Consider the following 16,312-nt stretch of genomic DNA (forward strand, 5'->3'; position numbering starts at 1 on the left):
GCCGACCAGATTGAGCGGATGACCGGACTCGCCGAGGCGACCGCGTCGGTACGGCGGGGCGAGCTTGTCGTGTTGCCCACCGATACCGTCTACGGGATCGGCGCCGACGCCTTCACCCCTTCCGCCGTCAACGCGCTGCTTGAGGCGAAGGGCCGGGGCAGGGACATCCCCGTCCCCGTCCTCGTGGGCACCGTACGAGCCGCCAACGCGCTCGTGGAGAGTCTCGGGACGTACGGACAGGACCTGGTGGACTCCTTCTGGCCCGGGCCGCTGACGCTCATCCTCAGGGCCAACCGGTCGCTGTCGTGGGACCTCGGCGATGCCAAGGGAACCGTCGCCGTCCGCATGCCGCTGCACCAGGTCGCGCTGGATCTCCTCAAGGAGACGGGACCGATGGCGGTTTCCAGCGCCAACCGGTCCGGCAACCCGGCCCCCACCACTGTGGCCGAGGCCGAGGAGCAGCTCGGGGAGTCGGTGGACGTCTATCTCGACGGCGGCCCCTGCGGCGACAGCGTGCCGTCCACGATCGTCGACCTGACGACCGCCGTGCCCCGGGTGTTGCGCAAGGGCGCGATCCCCGTGGACAAGATTCGCGGCGTCGTCGGATACCTCGCGACCGAGGAGTGACCGGGATCCGGACGCGTGTCTCGGCAGGCGAGACGCCGTCACGGCTCTGACCAGGGCGATCGATGCCGTCTGGCTATCGGGCTTCTTTACTGATGTCGGCCCGGCTACCGTGAGGTGCGCCGATATCTCTGTGGAGGCGCGCCCATGGCCAAGCTCGACGGGATGGATCCGAAGCTCGTCCGTGAGTTGTTGTCGGAGATTCAGCATGCCGCGAAGCAGATGGACGGCATCGAGGCCCAGGTCACCCAGTTGACGCGTACGGCCGGCGTCTCCGTGCACGTGACCCACCGGCCGTCGCAGGTCGCCGACGCATGCTCGTCCATGGTCAAGGACGTCACGAATCGCGTGGTCCTGCTGGAGAAGAAAGAGAAACAGCAGAGCACGGGCAAGGTCCCCGTGGCCAACGGCGCCTCCTTCACGCAGGAGAGAGACACCACCATGCCGGCGGACGATCCGGCGCCGCAGTCCGACGCGCACGGTGACAAGGGCGACGCCAAGTCCGACCACAAGGCTGAGCACAAGTCCGATCACAAGTCCGATCACAAGGCTGAGCACAAGTCCGATCACAAGGCTGAGCACAAGTCCGATCACAAGGCTGAGCACAAGTCCGAGGTCAAGACGGCCCACGACAAGCAGGACACCCCCCGCACCCCGTCGCATGCCGGCGACTCGGATGACTCCGGCGCCTCCAAGGGCGAGACCTCCCACCGGGCGCACGGCGCCACCGACGGCGAGACCAGGGCGGACGGCGGCGGCGCAGGCCGTAGCGGGACCGAAGGGAAGCTCGCGGGCAAGCCCCTCTATGGCACGGTCGAGGGTTCCCTGCCTCAGATACCCGCGCCGGTGCACCAACCGGCCCACCTCGCCGACGGCACGGGTACGCATACGGGCACGGGCACGGCTCCGGCCACCGGTGCGGGCGACGCAGGCGACGCAGGTGCAGCCGGCGGCCATGGTCAAGTACGGCAACCCGCCGGTGTTGGTCAGCCGGTTGGTGATGGTCAGGGCGTTGGTGTTGGTCAGCCGGTTGGTGGTGGTCAGGTTCAGCAGCCTGTGGGGGTGGGTCAGCCGGTTGGTGATGGTCAGGGCGTTGGCGTCGGTCAGCCGGTTGCTGATGGTCAGGGCGCTGGTGCTGGTCAGGTTCAGCAGCCTGTGGGGGTGGGTCAGCAGGTTGCTGATGGCCAGGGCGTTGGTGTTGGTCAGCCGGTTGGTGATGGTCAGGGCGTTGGCGTCGGTCAGCCGGTTGGTGATGGTCAGGGCGCTGGTGTTGGTCAGCCGGTTGGTGATGGTCAGGGCGCTGGTGCTGGTCAGCCGGTCGCTGATGGCCACGGTGTAGGCGTGAGCCACGCGCAGCCGGTCAATGACGGCCAGAGTGCAGGTCAGAGCCAGGCGGACGGCGGGCAGCAGCCCGTCGCCCAGGGACAGGACCAGAACTCGGGGCAGGGGGCACCGGTCGGCTCGAAGGCGGCGGGGGAGCAGCCTCCCACAAGCGGAAACGACTCGCAGATTTACGACACCCCCGGCAAGGATCATCCCGACGACATCGACCCCGCCGGTCGGCAGGTGACCGTCGTCGATGGCGTCAAGGTCGTCAGCACGCCGATGATCCATCCTGGCGCGACGGACACGCCCAACGTGGACATGCAGACGACGGGCTATGTCGGCGCGCACCCGGACGGGCCGCCCGGGTTGATACCGCCCGCCGAGCCGACGAATCCGGCCGCGAACCGGCCTCCACAACCGGGCCTCGCACCAGGCGACCCCATGGGTGCCTACGTCGGCACCCCCGCCGACAACCTCTCCGGTGAACCGTACGCGCCGGGTGATCCCAGTGCCGGGCAGGCAACCGGAACCCCCTCCAGCCACGGCGTGGTGGCGGCCAGCACCGGTGGTCATGCGTACACGGGCGACACCTCGGCAGGTGCCACAGCGACGAGCCCCGTGAATCACACGGGCACAGCCAGTGCCACAGGCACGACTCATGCGACCACGGCTCACGCGACAACGGCGCCTGCGGCGGCCGGGACCGCGCCTCCGGTGGGTGCGGCCGACGCCTCGCCTGCGCCGGCGGGAGGCACGAACGCGGCCGGCACGGCTGATTCGATCGGTACCGCCGGTGCCCCGGGCGCGACTCATGCGGCTACGACTCCTGCGACGGCAGGAAGCGCCCATCCGGCGGGTACTGCCGCTCCAACGACCGGGACCGCGCAGCCCGCGGACGCCGTGAATGCCGGTGGCGTCGGGCAGGCGGGGGACACCGCCGGCGTGAGCGATACCGGGCAGGCGGCAGCCACGGCTGGAGCGGCCACCGGTACGGCGCATCCGGCGGGTACGGCTGCTCCAGCTCCAACGACCGGAACCGCGCAACCTGCGGCTACGGATGGTTCTACCGGTACGGCGGCCGCGGGGCCTGCGACGTCTCAAGGGACACACGCGGCCTCCGGCACTGCCGGCACGCTGGATGCGAACGGGCGAGCATGTGACAACGACGCCGCCACGGCCGCGGCCGCCGGGGACGGCGCTGGGACGCATCCACAGGACGGACACCGCGCGAACCGGCATGGTGTGGGCATGCACGGCCCGGACGGGCATGGCATGGACGGACACCGCGCGGACCGGAATGGTGTGGGCTTGCACGGCCCGGACGGGCATGGCATGGACCGGCACGGCGTGAACTGGCATGGTCCGGGCGCACACGACACGCGGCCTGGAGACGCACTCACCTACCTGGCCCGTCACCCGCACGACGAGGCCGTGCCGGGCATACCGGCGGACCATCATCGGGACATCGAGCCCGGTGACATGACGGACGTCCGCGCCCGGGAAGGCGACTGGGGCGAGGGCGACCGGGTGGCGAGGAAAGTCCAGCCCGACGGGCCCGCGGGGCATTCCGAGGTCGTCGAGATCAGCAGGCCGGACCCGGAGAAGTGACGGTGCGAGCACGAGCGACGCCACCGGACGGGCCGCTCCGGGCCGTGGGACCACGGAAGGCCGGTCCGGCCGGGGGCACCGGGCCGGGCGGCCGGCTGGGAGGTGCCGGGCCGCGCCCCGCCGGAATCCCCGCGGCAGGACACGGAATAACTGTCTCCGGCGTTCTCGCCGGCTTCGCACAGGAGGCGCGATCGTGAGTTACGTCGACCCGCCGGCGCCGACTCCGCTGCAGCCGGGGGAGACCCCGCCGGCACCGTCGAGCACCGACCTGCTCTCGCCCGGCGGGCAGCCGACGGGGTGGGTGTTCAACCCGGAGTACCAGAAGCTCGTCGACTTGTGGTTGCGGGTGGTCCCCCTGATGGACCAGCTCACCAAGTCCCTGGACAAGCCGTACGAGATGTCGCGGAGCAGGGACGTGTGGGACGCTCCGGTCGCCGACCGGTACGTCAAGGACTTGGCCGAATGGCGCAACCGGATCGGGATGTACCGCCAGGCGGTGCTCACGGCGATCAGCGACCAGGCCGCGGACACACCGCGCTGGATACCGGGAAAGGCCGGCGCGCCGCACGCCTTCACCTCCTGACCAGCGGCGACACCTCGCCCACCGTCCCCGCCGCGATCGGCTCGGTGCGCGACGAGAAGGATGCTCGATGAGAAGGAACTCGACGAGAAGGGGGCTCGGCGGCGAGGGCGCTTGACGGCAGGTACGCCGAGGCGCAACCGGGCCATGCGCGCCTCCGCAGGTGGCCGGTCACGCCCAGCAGACGGCCGTAGATCGAGCCAAGCGGTTGTTTGGGCATTCAACCTCATCGTGCCGTGTTACAGCGGCGCCACGGCCATCCTGGCGGCGTACGCGGCCCTTCGAGCCGGGCCGTCCCGGCTCGAAGGCTGGAGCACGGCGCCGCATCGCCCATCGCCGACCGGCCGGCACACCCCCGCTCGGCCACACTTTTTCGTACGACCCGGCGCCGGGGACGTGACCTCCGGGATCATGCTCGTCACGCCCACCGCGTTACCGCCCGGACCATGGGCACGGCGGAAATGACGGAGATCGCGTCTCTCATCGTCCGGGCCATCCGGCGGCCGGGTGCGATAACGTCGGTCCTCGAACGGGTAAAGGGGCTGACCGCGACGCATCCGGCATATCCCCGTCAGGGATAGGGCGATCTATGTCTTTTGCCCGTCACAACTGATCCGCCTATCCAGGAAACTAGGTCCGTGCGCGAATATCTGCTTCTGGCGCTCGTGGCGGCTGCGGTGACCTACCTGCTGGTGCCGCCGGTCAGGGCGTTCGCGCTGCGCATCGGCGCGGCCCCCGAGGTGCGGGAGCGGGACGTGCACACGGTGCCCACCCCACGCCTGGGCGGGCTCGCGATGTTCGGCGGAATGGCGGCGGCGTTGCTGGTGGCGAGCAACCTGCCGTACGTCGGCGGCGCCTTCAACAGCGGCCAGACCGGCCGGACGGTCGTCGCTCTCCTCGCGGCCGGCGGCCTGATCGTCATCACCGGGTTCCTGGACGACTGGCTCGGCATGGACGCCCTGGTCAAGCTCGGCGGCCAGGCGGCCGCGGGCGGCCTGCTCGTCTACTTCAACGTGTTCCTTCCCTGGCTGCCGCTGCCCCAGTTCATGGGCGGCTCACGGGCCCTCGACACGACCCTGTACACGATCCTCACCATCATGATCGTGGTCGTCGTGATCAACGCGGTGAACTTCGTCGACGGACTCGACGGCCTGGCCGCGGGGATCGTCGGCATCGCGGCGATGGCGACCTTCACGTACTCGATCGTGCTGTCGCAGACCGCGAGCGGGTCGCGCATCAGCGCGACCGCCGCCATCGCGGCGATCCTGATCGGGATGTGCGCCGGATTCCTGCCGCACAACTTCAACCCCGCCAAGATCTTCATGGGCGACACCGGCGCCATGCTGATCGGGCTGCTGCTCGCCACCTCGCTGATCACGAGCCTGTCGTCGGTGGAGCCGGACGCGGTCGTCGGCAAGCTCAACCGGTTCCCGGTGATCCTGCCGCTGGTGCTGCCGATCGCGGTCGTGGTGCTGCCGCTGGCCGACCTGATCATGGCGGTCATCCGGAGGACCTCGGCCGGGATGTCGCCGTTCGCGCCCGACCGCGGTCACCTGCACCACCGGATGCTCGACATCGGCCACTCCCACCGGCGCAGCGTGCTGATCATGTACGCGTGGACGTTCCTGTTCGCCTTCGCGATCGTCGGCCTGTCGATCGGCGGTGTGCCGCTCATCGTGTTCCCGCTGACGATCGTGCTCGCGGTGGCGGTGCTGGTGATCATGGGGTTGCCCCGGTGGCGATCGCGCCGCACCGCCGCGCAGGACCAGAAGGGCGACCAGGGGATCGGAGCGCATCCGGCCGGGACCCGATCGTCCGGCTCCGGCCCCGCCAGGCGCCTGACGACGGAGCACGACACGCTGGTCTTCCCCGTCGTCCCCCCGCCCGCCCCCCCGGTCACTTCCGGTCAGACCGCGCCCGGGCAGCCGGTCCCCGGCAGGCTCCCCGCCCACGGCCGGCATCCGTACCCCGGGCAGGACGCCCCCGATTCTCCGGGCGTCCCTCCCACCACGTCCCGCGCCGACACCGGGACCTTCCTCTGAGCCGTCCCCGCAGGTCGGCGCCGACCCGAAACGCCAGGTAAAGGCGGCACTCCGGGGCTTGTGATAGCTTTCACTAGCAAGGGGCGAGGCCAACAACGCCCCAGTAGGTAGCAATCGCTCGTTTGACAACCGATTCTGGAGTCCCATTGCAGGCCAACGACGTGCGCGTTCTGAAGGGCGCCGCCGTGCCGACCTTGATCGTCGGTCTCCTCGCCGCGCTCGTCGCGGTGTTCACGACCGGGGCCAAGGGCGCGTTGGGCGCCGGCATCGGTGTCGTCCTCGTCGCCGCCTTCTTCACCGTCGGCCTGGTCGTCGTCTCCTGGGCCGGCCGAATCTCGCCCATGGCGATGATGGCGGCGGCCGTGGTGGGCTACGTCATCAAGATCCTCGCGGTCATGGCCCTGATGATCGCCTTCGACGGCGTCACCGCGTTCGACTCCCGCATGTTCGCGCTGAGCGTCATCTGCTGCACGCTCGCGTGGATGATCGGTGAGATGCGCGGATTCATGAAACTCAAGCTGCTTTATGTGGAGCCCGAGACGAAGGTTCCGGGGCAGGGTCACGGATGACCATGCGTACGGAGCAGCCCGATATGACTAGTCCGCATGGCTCCTGCTATCGTCGTGGCGCAATGAGCGAACAGGAGCGCAGGCCCGAGACCGACGGCCGCGACTTTGCCGACGCCGCCTGGTCCGTCCCGAGCTATCTGCTGTCCGGGATTCTGGTGTGGGGCGGCCTCGGCTGGTTGCTGAGCCGGTGGACCGGCGTTTATGCGTTCGTCCCCATAGGCGTCATTGTTGGGGTCGTACTCGCGGGCTACCTCGTCTATTGGAAGCACTGCCGCTGAGAACCGGCCCGGTTCCCACGCTCTTCTGTTGATCGATCACTCTGAAGGGAACGCCCGTGCGCGAGCGTAGCGAACGGACGAACAAGCACATGCTTCGGGCATTCGGGCCCGAGCGGGTAGGCGGGGTGGCCAGGTGACCCCCCTTGTGCTCGTCGCCGACGACTTCCAGGCGCCTGGACCGGAGATCTTCAACTTCCCGCCGCTGTACGAAGGCGCGCCGGCCTGGCTGACGAAGCCTGTGGTGTTCGCCCTGATCGGCGCCATCGTGGTGTGCGCCCTCGCGTGGAGCGCGTTCGCCAACCCCAAGCTTGTGCCCCGGGGCATGCAGAACCTCGGCGAGATGGGCTATCAGTTCGTCCGTGACCAGGTCGCCCGTCCCTTCCTCGGCAAGGACGCCGAGCGGTGGATGCCGATGCTCCTCAGCATGTTCTTCCTCATCCTGCTGTGGAACCTCTTCGGCGTCATCCCGCTGATCCAGGTTCCGGTGCCCTCGCACATCGCGTTCGCGATCGTGTTCGCGGTCGTGGTCTACGTGATCAAGATCTACCTCGGCATCAAGCACCAGGGCCTGGGCGGCTACTTCAAGAACATGATGTTCCCGCCGGGACTGCCGAAGGGGATCTACTTCCTGCTGGCGCCGCTCGAGCTCGTGTCGAACCTGATCCTGGCGCCGTTCACGCACGCCGTCCGACTCTTCGCGAACATGTTCGCGGGCCACATGATCCTGGCGTTCTTCAGCGCCGTCGGTTTCTGGTTCCTCTTCGAGAAGCTGACGCCTCTCGGCTCGGGACTCGGCCTGGTCGGCGTGCTCATGGCGGTCGTGATGACCGGCTTCGAGATGTTCATCCAGTTCCTGCAGGCGTTCCTCTTCACGCTGCTCGCCGCCATGTACATCGGCGGCTCGCTGCACCCCGAGCACTGAGCACCACAGAGCGCTGGGCACCAGAGCACCGCGCACCAAGAGCATCGAGTCCCCACTGACGTAGACCAGACCGGTGAACTACTCACCGGCCGACCAGTAAAGGAATCAGGCAATGAGCATTCTCGCTGAGGTCTCCGGCAACGTCACCGCCATCGGTTACGGCCTTGCCGCCATCGGCCCCGGCATCGGCGTGGGCATCATCTTCGGTCAGGGCGTGCAGGCCATCGCCCGTCAGCCGGAGGCGTACGGCCTCATCCGCCAGAACATGCTCCTCGGCTTCGTTCTCACCGAGGCGCTGGCCCTCATCGGCCTCGTCGCACCGTTCATCTTCCGGGCCATCTAGTAAGGCGACCATAAAGGAAGGCTGCACCCCATGACACTGGCAGCTACGGTCCTCGCGGCCGAGGGAGCGGAGAACCCGCTCATCCCGCACTCTTACGAGCTGGTCGTCGGCAGCTTCGCCTTCCTCGTCGTCTTCATTGTCGTCGGAAAGATCCTCACCCCGCGCATCCAGAAGACGCTGGCCGAGCGGACCGAGGCTATCGAGGGCGGCATCAAGAAGGCCGAGGACGCCCAGGCCGAAGCCCAGCGGACTCTGGAGCAGTACCGGGCCCAGCTCGCGGAGGCCCGCCAGGAGGCGGCCCGCCTGCGCGAGGAAGCCCGTGAGCAGGGCGCCCAGCTCAAGGCCGAGCTCCGCGAGGAGGCCCAGGTCGAGGCGCGGCGCATCATCGAGGCGGCCCACGCCCAGATCGAGGCCGACCGTCAGCAGGCGCTCACCCAGCTGCGCGGCGAGATCGGGCGTCTGTCCACCGAGCTGGCGAGCCGGATTGTCGGCGAGTCGCTCGAGGACGAGGCCCGCCAGCGCCGCATCGTGGACCGGTTCCTCGAAGAGCTCGAGGGCCGGCCGGAGGCGGTCCGCTGATGCGTGGCCTCAGCAGGACCGCCCTCACGGAGGTCGAGGAGCGGTTCAACACCGCCGCCGCGACCGCCGACCTCGGTGCCCTCGCCGAGGAGCTGTTCGCCGTCGCCGACCTCTTCGACCGCGAGCACGGGCTGCGGCGGGGTCTTTCCGACCCCTCGCGCCCGGCGGAGCAGAAGGAGAGCGTCCTGCGCTCCCTGCTGCAGGGCAAGGTCGGCGACGCAGCGCTGGAGATCGCGGTCGCCGCGGTCAGGGCCAAGTGGTCCAGGGCCGGCGACCTGCCGGACGCCCTGGAGCGCATCGGCGTGATGTCCGCGGCCGCCGAGGCCGAGTCGGAGCGCCGCCTCGACGACGTCGAGGACGAGCTGTTCCGCTTCGGCCGCATCCTCGCCGCCAACCCGCAGCTGCGCCGCGCGCTCAGCGACCCGGCCGTCCCGGCCGAGCGCAAGCGCGACCTGCTCGCGACGCTGCTCGGCGGGAAGGCCGCTCCCTCCACCGTACGGCTCGTCACGCAGGCGGTTGTGCACCCGCGGGGACGTAGCCTGGAGACGGCACTGGAGGAGTTCGGCTGGATCGTCGCGCGGGCGCGCGAGCGCCTGGTGGGCGTGGTCCGCAGCGCGGTGCCGCTCACGCAGCAGCAGAAGCAGCGGCTCGCGGCCTGGCTGCGAGCCACCTACGGGCGAGACGTCCACCTGAACGTCGAGGTGGACCCGGAGGTGCTCGGTGGGTTCTCCGTGAGGGTTGGAGACGACTACATCGACACCACGATCGCCGGACGTATCGAAGAAGTCCGCCGCCGGTTGGCCGGCTGAGGCGAATAGGGAGACAAGAAAGAGATGGCGGAGCTTACGATCCGGCCGGACGAGATCCGGGACGCCCTTGAGCGCTTCGTCCAGGCGTACGAGCCGGAAGGTGCCGCGCGCGAGGAGATCGGGACCGTCGTCGACGCCGGGGACGGCATCGCCCATGTCTCCGGCCTGCCCTCGGCGATGGCGAACGAGCTGCTCGAGTTCGAGAACGGCACTCGCGGCCTGGCGCTGAACCTCGACGTCCGCGAAATCGGCGCGGTCGTCCTGGGCGACTTCAGCGGCATCGAGGAGGGCCAGCAGGTCCGCCGCACCGGCGAGGTCCTGTCGGTGCCGGTCGGCGACGACTTCCTCGGCCGTGTGGTCGACCCCCTGGGCAACCCGCTCGACGGCAAGGGCCCGATCGCCGCCGAGGGCCGCCGCGCCCTCGAGCTGCAGGCCCCCTCGGTGGTCCAGCGCCAGCCGGTGAAGGAGCCGCTGCAGACCGGCCTCAAGGCGATCGACGCCATGACGCCGATCGGCCGCGGCCAGCGTCAGCTGATCATCGGCGACCGCGGCACCGGCAAGACCGCGATCGCGGTCGACACCATCCTCAACCAGAAGGAGAACTGGCTCTCCGGCGACCCGAACCGCCAGGTTCGCTGCATCTACGTCGCCGTCGGCCAGAAGGGCTCCACGATCGCCCAGGTGCGGGGCCGCCTCGAGGAGGCGGGCGCGCTGGAGTACACCACCATCGTCGCCGCTCCGGCCTCCGACCCCGCGGGCTACAAGTACATCGCCCCGTACACCGGTTCGGCCATCGGCCAGCACTGGATGTACCAGGGCAAGCACGTGCTGATCGTCTTCGACGACCTGACCAAGCAGGCCGACGCCTACCGCGCCGTGTCGCTGCTGCTGCGTCGTCCGCCGGGCCGTGAGGCGTTCCCCGGCGACGTCTTCTACCTCCACTCGCGTCTGCTGGAGCGCTGCGCCAAGCTCTCGGCCGACATGGGCGGCGGCTCGATGACCGGTCTGCCGATCATCGAGACCAAGGGCAACGACGTGTCGGCGTTCATCCCGACCAACGTCATCTCCATCACCGACGGCCAGTGCTTCCTGGAGACCGACCTGTTCAACGCCGGTGTCCGCCCGGCGATCAACGTCGGTGTCTCGGTCTCCCGAGTCGGTGGTTCCGCCCAGGTCAAGGCCATGCGCAAGGTGGCCGGTACGCTCCGTCTGTCGCTGTCGCAGTACCGCGACCTGGAGGCCTTCGCGGCCTTCGCCTCCGACCTGGACGCGGCCTCCCGCGCCCAGCTGGAGCGCGGCGCCCGCCTGGTCGAGCTGCTCAAGCAGCCGCAGTACAGCCCGTTCCCGGTCGAGAAGCAGGTCGTCTCGGTGTGGGCCGGCACCACCGGCGAGCTGGACGACGTGCCGGTCGAGGACATCCGCCGCTTCGAGGCGGAGTTCCTCGACTACCTCGGGACCGCCCAGAAGGGTGTCTTCGACAGCATCCGCGAGACCAAGGAGCTGACGGACGACACGGTGACCACCCTCAAGGACGCCATCACGGAGTTCAAGAAGGGCTTCACCACCTCCAGCGGTGAGCTGCTCGTCAACGACGAGCCGGTGGGGGCGCTGGACGCCAGCGAGGTCGGCCAGGAGAAGGTCGTCAGGCACGTTCGCAAGGCCGAGGCGAAGTAGCCCATGGGTGCCCAGCTTCGACAGCTGCGGCGGCGGATCAAGTCGGTCAAGTCCACCGCGAAGATCACCCGTGCGCAGGAGCTGATCGCCTCGTCGCGCATCGTCAAGGCGCAGCAGCGGATGCAGGCGGCCGTGCCGTACGAGCGGGAGATCACCCACGCGGTGTCGGCGGTCCTGTCGAACACGACGAACGTCGACCACCCGCTCACGGTGGCCAAGGAGCAGCCGGCCACGGCCGGCGTCCTGATCGTCACCAGTGACCGCGGCTTCGCCGGCGGCTACAACGCCAACATTCTCCGTGAGGCCGAGGCGCTGAAGGGCCACCTCGTCGAGCGGGGCCTGGCCGTGAAGCCGTACGTCGTGGGCCGCAAGGGGATCACCTGGCACCGCTTCCGCGGCCGGGAACTGTTCGGCGAATGGGACGGCTTCTCCGACCAGCCGTCGTACGGCAACGCCAAGGAGATCGCCGACACGCTCATCGAGGCGTTCAAGGCAGAGGACGGGATCGACGAGATCCACATCGTCTACACCGGGTTCGTCTCGATGCTGACGCAGAACGTGATCGTCAAGCGGATCCTGCCGCTCGAGGTCGAGGAGGCGGAGACGCCCCCTGAGGGCATCCCGCCCTACTACGAGTTCGAGCCGACGGCCGGTGACGTGCTCGACTCGCTGCTGCCGCGCTACATCGAGTCGCGCATCTACAACGCGCTGCTCCAGTCGGCCGCCTCCGAGCACGCCGCCCGGCGCCGCGCGATGAAGTCGGCCACCGACAACGCCAACGAGCTCATCCGCGTGTTCACCCAGCAGATGAACCAGGCGCGTCAGGCCGAGATCACCCAGGAAATCAGCGAGATCGTCGGTGGCGCGAACGCGCTGGCTGACGCCGCAGCGGGGAAAGAGTGAAATGACCGCACAGACTGTTGAGACCACCGTGGGCCGTGTCGCCCGCGTCACCGGTCCGGTCGTCGACGTGGAGTTCCCCGTCGAGGCCATGCCGGACATCTACAACGCGCTCACCGTCGACGTCGAGCTCGGCGGCGAGGCCAAGACGCTGACCCTCGAGGTCGCCCAGCACCTCGGCGACAACATCGTCCGGGCCATCTCCATGCAGCCCACCGACGGCCTGGTTCGCGGCGCGGCCGTCACCGACACCGGCGCCGCCATCTCGGTGCCGGTCGGCGACGCCGTCAAGGGCCACGTGTGGAACGCCCTGGGCGAGCCGCTCGACGCCGACAAGGCGACGCTGCAGGTCACCGAGCGGTGGCCGATCCACCGTCCGGCCCCGGCGTTCGACCAGCTCGAGGCCCGTACGGAGATGCTGCCCACCGGCATCAAGGTCATCGACCTGCTCACGCCGTACGTCAAGGGCGGCAAGATCGGTCTGTTCGGCGGCGCGGGCGTCGGCAAGACCGTTCTGATCCAGGAGATGATCCGCCGCGTCGCGCTGAAGTTCTCGGGCACCTCGGTGTTCGCGGGCGTCGGCGAGCGCACCCGTGAGGGCAACGACCTCTGGCTGGAGATGGAGGAGGCGGACGTCCTCAAGGACACCGCCCTCGTCTTCGGCCAGATGGACGAGCCCCCGGGCACCCGTCTGCGGGTGGCGCTGTCCGCTCTGACCATGGCGGAGTACTTCCGCGACGTGCAGAAGCAGGACGTGCTGCTGTTCATCGACAACATCTTCCGCTTCACCCAGGCGGGTTCCGAGGTGTCCACGCTGCTCGGCCGTATGCCGTCCGCCGTGGGTTACCAGCCGACCCTCGCCGACGAGATGGGCGTGCTCCAGGAGCGCATCACCTCCACCCGCGGTCACTCGATCACCTCCATGCAGGCGATCTACGTGCCCGCGGACGACATCACCGACCCGGCCCCGCACAACGCGTTCGCGCACCTCGACGCGCAGACCGTTCTGTCCCGGCCGATCTCGGAGAAGGGCATCTACCCCGCGGTGGACCCGCTCGACTCCTCCTCGCGGATCCTGGACCCGCAGATCATCGGTGAGGAGCACTACGCGGTCGCCCAGGAGACCAAGCGGATCCTGCAGAAGTACAAGGAGCTGCAGGACATCATCGCCATCCTGGGCATCGACGAGCTCTCCGAAGAGGACAAGGTCACCGTTCAGCGGGCGCGCCGCATCGAGCGGTTCCTGTCCCACCCGATGTACGCCGCCGAGGCGTTCACCGGCCAGCCGGGTGAGTTCGTGCCGCTGGACGAGACCATCGCCTCGTTCAAGGGCCTGTGCGCCGGCGAGTACGACCACCTGCCCGAGCAGGCCTTCTTCATGGTCGGCGGCATCGAGCAGGCCATCGCCAAGGCGAAGGAACTCGAGCGCTAGGACGCCTTCGACGCCTGTACGGCACGGCATCGGCCGGCCGTACAGGCGTCCGTCGAAAGGGAGCTGTGAAGTGGCAAAGCTTCGCGTGGGCGTCGTGTCGCCGGAACGTGAGATCTGGACGGGCGACGCCGACATGGTGATTGCCAAGACCGTGGACGGCGAGATCGGTATTATGCCGAACCACGCTCCCGTTCTCGGTGTCCTCGTCGAGGGCGGGGTGCTGCGCGTCAAGCGCGGCGACGAAGGCGACCTCGTGGCCGCGGTGCACGGCGGATTCATCTCCGTCGCCGACAACGACGTGTCGATCCTGGCGGAGGCGGCCGAGCTCGGCTCCGAGGTCGACGTCGCGCGGGCGAAGGACGCGCTGCAGCGTGCGCAGGCCTCGATCGAGGCCGACCAGGAGGACGCGGACGCACGACTGCAGGCCAAGCGTGCGGCGGCCCGGCTGCGGGCGGCCGGCGAAGAGGTCTGACAACAGGAGGAGGGCGGCATTGGCGGCGCTTGGGATACTCGCGGGCGTCTTCGCCGTGGCCGCACTCCTCGTCATCCGGGGCTTCGTCCTGGCACGGGCCCGGGGCACGATCGTCTGCCGGGTACGGGACGGCCAGGGGGGCTGGAAGAGCGGGGTCGCCCGCTACGTAGGGGGAGAGCTCCACTGGATTCCGTTCCTGGGACTCGGTCTGAGGCCGCGCCACGCGATCGCGAGGCGCGGCCTCACCGTTTCCAGCCGGAGGATGCTCGACACGGGTGAGGGGCCCGCCGGCTACTGGACCGTCGTCTGCTCGGCCGAGCGCGGCCCGCTGTCCCTGGCGATGAGCGAGGATGCCCTCACCGGCTTCCTCGCCTGGCTCGAGTCCGCCCCGCCCAGCGCCCACCTCGACGCCGCGTAAATTGCCGCGCCTCCGGCGCGGCGCTCGGGGCGCTCACACCCGCCGGGTCGTGCCCGGAGGCGCGCGAACAGGACAGCCCTCGTCGCCGCTTGGTCGCTTCGCTCCCACGCGGCTCCTCAGTCCAGATCGGCGGCGCGCCCCTCGGGCCGGGGCTCAGCGGGTGGCGCCGGGCCTCCAGAGGATCTCGTCGCCTGCGGAGGCCACTCGGCAGAGGATGAACATCAGGTCGGACAGGCGGTTCAGATACTTGGCCGTCAGAGGGTTCACGTCGTCGTGCGCCTCCAGCGCCGCCCAGGCCGACCGCTCGGCCCGCCGTACGACTGTGCGGGCGAGGTGGAGGAAGGCCGTGGCCGGAGCGCCGCCGGGCAGGATGAAGCTCCGCAACGGCTTCAGCTCCGCGTTGAACCGGTCGCACTGCTCCTCCAGCCAGGCGATGTACGGCTCCTCGACCCGCAGCGGCGGAAATTCCGATTGCTCCACGACCGGGGTGCACAGGTCGGCGCCGACGTCGAACAACTCGTTCTGCACCCTGCTGAGGACGGCCGCGACCTCCTCGGACAGGCCGCCCGTGGCGAGGGCGATCCCGATGGCGGCGTTGGCCTCCTCCACGTCGGCGTACGCCGTGAGCCTCGGGTCGGTCTTGCGGGTGCGGCTCATGTCCCCCAGGGCGGTCGTGCCGTCGTCACCGGTCTTGGTGTAGATCTTCGAGAGCACCACCGGCGTGTCGTTGTCAGCTCGCGTCATGGCAGTCAGCGTAGCCACCGTCCATCCGGCACCAGTTGACAGATGTCATCTGGAAGCCCTGATACCGGTGTCTACCGGCCGGGTGCGGACCGGCGGGATGATCGGCGCATGTTGGAGATATCGCATCTGCGTAAGACGTTCGGCGGGGTGAAACGGGCACTCGACGGGGTGAGCTTCACCGTCGGCCAGGGCGAGATGTTCGGGTTCGTCGGCGCGAACGGCGCGGGCAAGACCACGACGATGCGGATCGTTATGGGCGTCCTGCAGGCGGACGAGGGGGAGGTCCGCTGGAAGGGCGACCCGCTGGGCTTCGCCGAGCGGCGGCGGTTCGGCTACATGCCGGAGGAACGCGGCCTCTACCAGAAGATGAAGGTGGCCGACCAGATCGGCTATTTCGGACGGCTGCACGGGCTCTCCCCCGAGGCGGCGCGCCGTGCGGCCGACGAACTGATCGAACGGCTCGGGCTCACCGAGCGCGCCGGTGACACGGTCGAGGCGCTGTCGCTCGGCAACCAGCAGCGGGTGCAGCTCGCGGTCGCCCTCGTTCACGACCCCGACGTGCTCATCCTGGACGAGCCGTTCTCCGGGCTCGATCCGCTGGCCGTCGACGCCCTGGCGGAGGTGCTGCAGGAGCGCGCCCGCGGCGGCGTTCCGGTGATCTTCTCCAGTCATCAGCTCGACCTGGTCGAGCGGCTGTGCGATTCGGTGGGAATCGTCTCGGGCGGCAGGATGGTCGCCTCCGGCACGGCCGACGAGCTGCGGGCCGCTGCCGGGGGGCGGCTGCGGGTCGTGGTGGCCGACGCGAAGCCCGGCTGGGCGGCCGGGCTGCCCGGCGAGCTGAGCGTGGAGAACGGCAGGGACGTGCTGATCGTCGGCGAAGGGGACGACCAGCGGATTCTGCGGGCCGCCGTCGAGGCGGGACGAGTCGAGCACTTCGGCGTCGAGCGTCCGACGCTGACCGAGATCTTCAGGGAGGCCGTGGCGTGAACGGC

General features: G+C 69.3%; 17 protein-coding genes. 16 read left to right on the plus strand and 1 reads right to left on the minus strand.

Annotated elements, in window-relative coordinates; all coding sequences use genetic code 11:
• Positions 1-18 precede the first annotated feature (18 nt).
• The 15 genes from ACQPZZ_RS10035 (at position 19) to ACQPZZ_RS10105 (ending at position 14,576) form a co-directional block, all read left to right on the plus strand.
• On the plus strand, positions 19-627 hold the full coding sequence (locus tag ACQPZZ_RS10035) for an L-threonylcarbamoyladenylate synthase (RefSeq protein ID WP_432931011.1): 609 nt from the start codon (positions 19-21) through the stop codon (positions 625-627).
• A gap of 144 nt (positions 628-771) precedes the next feature.
• A complete protein-coding gene (locus ACQPZZ_RS10040; protein WP_432931013.1) occupies positions 772-3,558 on the plus strand; it encodes a hypothetical protein in 2,787 nt (928 codons plus the stop codon).
• Positions 3,559-3,751: 193 nt separating this feature from the next.
• Positions 3,752-4,141 carry a hypothetical protein gene (locus tag ACQPZZ_RS10045; RefSeq protein WP_363644412.1) on the plus strand — a complete coding sequence of 130 codons (390 nt, stop codon included), beginning with the start codon at positions 3,752-3,754 and terminating at the stop codon, positions 4,139-4,141.
• A gap of 635 nt (positions 4,142-4,776) precedes the next feature.
• Positions 4,777-6,180 carry a glycosyltransferase family 4 protein gene (locus ACQPZZ_RS10050; RefSeq protein ID WP_432931015.1) on the plus strand — a complete coding sequence of 468 codons (1,404 nt, stop codon included), beginning with the start codon at positions 4,777-4,779 and terminating at the stop codon, positions 6,178-6,180.
• Between the two features lie 146 nt (positions 6,181-6,326).
• Positions 6,327-6,749 (plus strand): hypothetical protein, encoded by a 423-nt coding sequence (locus ACQPZZ_RS10055; protein WP_432931016.1) that lies wholly within the window; start codon positions 6,327-6,329, stop codon positions 6,747-6,749.
• A gap of 62 nt (positions 6,750-6,811) precedes the next feature.
• A complete protein-coding gene (locus ACQPZZ_RS10060; protein ID WP_363644406.1) occupies positions 6,812-7,027 on the plus strand; it encodes a hypothetical protein in 216 nt (71 codons plus the stop codon).
• 133 nt (positions 7,028-7,160) lie between these two features.
• Positions 7,161-7,949, plus strand: coding sequence for a F0F1 ATP synthase subunit A (atpB, locus tag ACQPZZ_RS10065; protein ID WP_363644404.1), 789 nt, complete (start codon positions 7,161-7,163; stop codon positions 7,947-7,949).
• Positions 7,950-8,061: 112 nt separating this feature from the next.
• Positions 8,062-8,292 (plus strand): ATP synthase F0 subunit C, encoded by a 231-nt coding sequence (gene atpE / locus ACQPZZ_RS10070; RefSeq protein ID WP_363644402.1) that lies wholly within the window; start codon positions 8,062-8,064, stop codon positions 8,290-8,292.
• A 30-nt stretch (positions 8,293-8,322) separates the two neighbouring features.
• Complete coding sequence (locus tag ACQPZZ_RS10075; protein ID WP_432931019.1) at positions 8,323-8,871, plus strand: F0F1 ATP synthase subunit B; 549 nt, start codon at positions 8,323-8,325, stop codon at positions 8,869-8,871.
• Positions 8,871-9,680: a F0F1 ATP synthase subunit delta gene (locus tag ACQPZZ_RS10080; protein WP_363644398.1), complete on the plus strand. Its 810-nt coding sequence runs from the start codon at positions 8,871-8,873 to the stop codon at positions 9,678-9,680. Before ACQPZZ_RS10075 ends, ACQPZZ_RS10080 begins: the two co-directional genes overlap by 1 nt.
• A 24-nt stretch (positions 9,681-9,704) precedes the next feature.
• Positions 9,705-11,354 carry a F0F1 ATP synthase subunit alpha gene (atpA, locus tag ACQPZZ_RS10085; protein WP_363644396.1) on the plus strand — a complete coding sequence of 550 codons (1,650 nt, stop codon included), beginning with the start codon at positions 9,705-9,707 and terminating at the stop codon, positions 11,352-11,354.
• Positions 11,355-11,357: 3 nt separating this feature from the next.
• A complete protein-coding gene (locus ACQPZZ_RS10090; protein ID WP_432931022.1) occupies positions 11,358-12,257 on the plus strand; it encodes a F0F1 ATP synthase subunit gamma in 900 nt (299 codons plus the stop codon).
• Position 12,258: 1 nt separating this feature from the next.
• Positions 12,259-13,686, plus strand: a complete 1,428-nt coding sequence (gene atpD, locus ACQPZZ_RS10095; RefSeq protein WP_363644392.1) for a F0F1 ATP synthase subunit beta — start codon at positions 12,259-12,261, stop codon at positions 13,684-13,686.
• Positions 13,687-13,756: 70 nt separating this feature from the next.
• Positions 13,757-14,158: a F0F1 ATP synthase subunit epsilon gene (locus ACQPZZ_RS10100; protein ID WP_363644390.1), complete on the plus strand. Its 402-nt coding sequence runs from the start codon at positions 13,757-13,759 to the stop codon at positions 14,156-14,158.
• Positions 14,159-14,177: 19 nt separating this feature from the next.
• Complete coding sequence (locus ACQPZZ_RS10105) at positions 14,178-14,576, plus strand: DUF2550 domain-containing protein (protein WP_193206729.1); 399 nt, start codon at positions 14,178-14,180, stop codon at positions 14,574-14,576.
• A gap of 153 nt (positions 14,577-14,729) precedes the next feature.
• Here the strand turns inward: ACQPZZ_RS10105 and ACQPZZ_RS10110 are convergent, their stop codons facing one another.
• On the minus strand, positions 14,730-15,320 hold the full coding sequence (locus ACQPZZ_RS10110; protein WP_363644388.1) for a cob(I)yrinic acid a,c-diamide adenosyltransferase: 591 nt from the start codon (positions 15,318-15,320) through the stop codon (positions 14,730-14,732).
• A 108-nt stretch (positions 15,321-15,428) separates the two neighbouring features.
• Here ACQPZZ_RS10110 and ACQPZZ_RS10115 point away from each other — a divergent pair, with 108 nt between their 5' ends.
• Positions 15,429-16,307, plus strand: coding sequence for an ABC transporter ATP-binding protein (locus ACQPZZ_RS10115; RefSeq protein WP_432931025.1), 879 nt, complete (start codon positions 15,429-15,431; stop codon positions 16,305-16,307).
• Positions 16,308-16,312: the final 5 nt, after the last annotated feature.

Origin of the sequence: Microbispora sp. CA-135349 (assembly GCF_050947365.1) — a bacterium.
In the GTDB taxonomy this organism is placed as follows: Bacteria; Actinomycetota; Actinomycetes; order Streptosporangiales; family Streptosporangiaceae; genus Microbispora.